The organism is Moorena sp. SIO4A1 (assembly GCF_010672065.1).
Lineage (GTDB): Bacteria > Cyanobacteriota > Cyanobacteriia > Cyanobacteriales > Coleofasciculaceae > Moorena.
Genome location: NZ_JAAHHX010000307.1, coordinates 1 through 2,313 on the forward strand (window position 1 = coordinate 1; position 2,313 = coordinate 2,313).

3 protein-coding genes are annotated in these 2,313 nt (G+C 44.1%); all 3 read left to right on the forward strand.

Translation table 11 applies throughout. The annotated features are described in order from the left end of the window. The coding region (locus F6K53_RS37575) for an ABC transporter substrate-binding protein (protein ID WP_293084750.1) at positions 1–1,324 on the forward strand (1,324 nt) is incomplete at its 5' end. A 489-nt stretch (positions 1,325–1,813) separates the two neighbouring features. Further along, entirely contained in the window at positions 1,814–1,969 is a 156-nt protein-coding gene (locus tag F6K53_RS37580; protein ID WP_158516953.1) for a hypothetical protein, read from the forward strand. A gap of 67 nt (positions 1,970–2,036) precedes the next feature. Further along, positions 2,037–2,313, forward strand: a 277-nt coding sequence (locus tag F6K53_RS37585) for a response regulator (RefSeq protein WP_293084753.1), incomplete at its 3' end; no start/stop codon positions are given.

The window sequence follows — 2,313 nt, forward strand, 5'->3', positions numbered from 1 at the left end:
TGCTGACTGTAGTAAGAATCAAGTTGAGTCTACCAAAGGATTTACGATAAACCGGGGTAATTCGCTGCGCATCTGGTGGAGTCAGGGTTATTATCCAGAGGAAACTGATGCACTCAAAGAAATCATCGCCAGGTGGACACAAAAGAGTGGAATTAAGGTTGAGCTTAGCCTTTTATCTGAAAAAGATACGTTAAAGGAACTCAATAATGCGATCGCAGCAGGCAACCCTCCGGACATCTTCTATAGTATTGAAGCGGATACCCAGATCATCCCCCGTCTAGCATGGAACAACCAATTGGCAGATGTTTCTGAGGTAGTAGAACCTCTCGAAAAGCTATACACTGGCAGTGTTCTACAGAGTGTCACTTACCTGAACAATGTGGCGAAGAAGCGCAGCTACTATGCTGTCCCGATCATGCAGTATTCCGGCTACATTCACTGTTGGCAAGACTTACTGGCAGCTATTGGTAAGACACCAGACGCGATTCCTAAGGATTGGCAAGGGTTTTGGCAGTTTTGGCACTTCGCTCAACAGCAACTACGTCACCAGGGTCAACAGACTATTTATGGTATTGGTTTACCCATGTCCGAGGCTTCTGATACCTTCGACATTTTTGAAAACTTCCTAGAAGCTTACAATGTCAAACTGATCAACTCCAATGGTCGGTTACGCTTAGATAATCCCCAAGTGCATCAGGGGATTACCGCTGCCTTAGCGAAATATACCAACTTCTATAAGAATGGTACGGTACCACCGGAAGCAGTGGATTGGGGAAACACTGATAATAATATTGCCTTTCTTAGCCGCACTACTTTAATGACAGCTAACCCATCCCTATCGATTCCCGGTTCCCAACGGCAAGATCAGGCAATTTACACCAAGCAACTTGCTACTATTCCATGGCCGAACAAGCCAAAGGTCGAGCCCATGAAACCCATCGCTTCCATTGGGCAGGTCATTCTGTTGGAAAGATCGAATAAAAAGCAGGTTGCTAAGGATTTCTTGTCCTATTTGGTACAACCACAAAATCTGAAAACATACATCCAAGGTTCTCAAGGGCGATTTGTTCCTGTTTTGCCTAAATCTTTAGCAGACCGATTCTGGAATGATGGAACCGATCCCCATATTTCAGTGGCTCTAAAGCAGTTACAACAAACCACCCGTCTACCCTATCAAGTGTTTACCCCGATTTACTCTGAAGTACAATCCCAGAATGTTTGGGGTAAAGCGATTAGAAGCATAGTTGTAGATGGTTTGTCTGTGGCGCAAGCCACTAATCAAGCGATCGCACAAATCAAGCAAATTTTTGCTGATTGGAAGTGATCATAGGTATTAGTCAATCCCCCTTTTGTTGCCCCACTGAGGGTCTGTTCCCCCTCTTCAGGAACAGTAACTGGTTTTCTTAGGGCAATATTTGCAGTTAGAGTGGGTATATCAGCCAATATCTCAACAGCCTGTAGCTTGATCACAGGGGTCAAAACCCAGTTGTGATCAACGCTTTGTAGTACCCCCCCTCAGGAAATGGAAGTGCTCTATAAACTTGGCGATGCTGGGCAGTATGACAAAAATTCGCCCAGGAACTCACTATCGGGTTTCGTGGGCGAGTTGTGAAAATCCAGAAGTCCAAAATTCCTGGTAGTGCGCGCAGGATGCCCGCGTGAGAGTTCACAATCGATTAGACCTCTCGGGAAAGCACGGTTTTAGCTCAATTCGGGCAAGACTTCCAGAATCTTTTTTACTTCTGTTGTCTATTGAGACCCCCATGAGAGTTCACAACCTCCGCCAGAATTGCTGTAAGCATATGCGCTACAGATGGTGCTACTTGAGGTGCAGTCAGCAGTCAGCCGTTGGCCTTGGCCGTTGGCCACGCTACGGGAATGGCTGATCGCTGAATACTTAGGAATTGCTATACCTCGAAGCAGTCGATTACAACTACATTCCCAAAGCCCACCAAACTCAAAAACTTAGCCAAAGGGTTTCAATAAAAAGCCATTGTTACTTTGGTTAAAGACTATCTGCATCTGGAATAAAATCCATGAGTGTAATTGCTAAAACAAATGACTTTGAATTAAAAAAGTATACCATATTGATTATTGATGATAATCCCACAAATTTAAGGGTTGCCTTTGATTATTTAGAAGATTGTGGATTCACAATTTTAGTATCCCAAGATGGTGAAAGTGGGTTAAAACGCGCTAAGTATGCCCATCCTCAAATTATTTTACTGGATGTTTTGATGCCAGGTATAGATGGCTTTGAAACCTGCTGTCGATTGAAGGCGGATCAGGCTACTAAAGATATTCCTGTAATTT

Bases quoted from the DNA above. Each gene is read 5' to 3' on its own strand.
- F6K53_RS37580 (WP_158516953.1), top strand. From the start codon at position 1,814: ATGGTGCTACTTGAGGTGCAGTCAGCAGTCAGCCGTTGGCCTTGGCCG.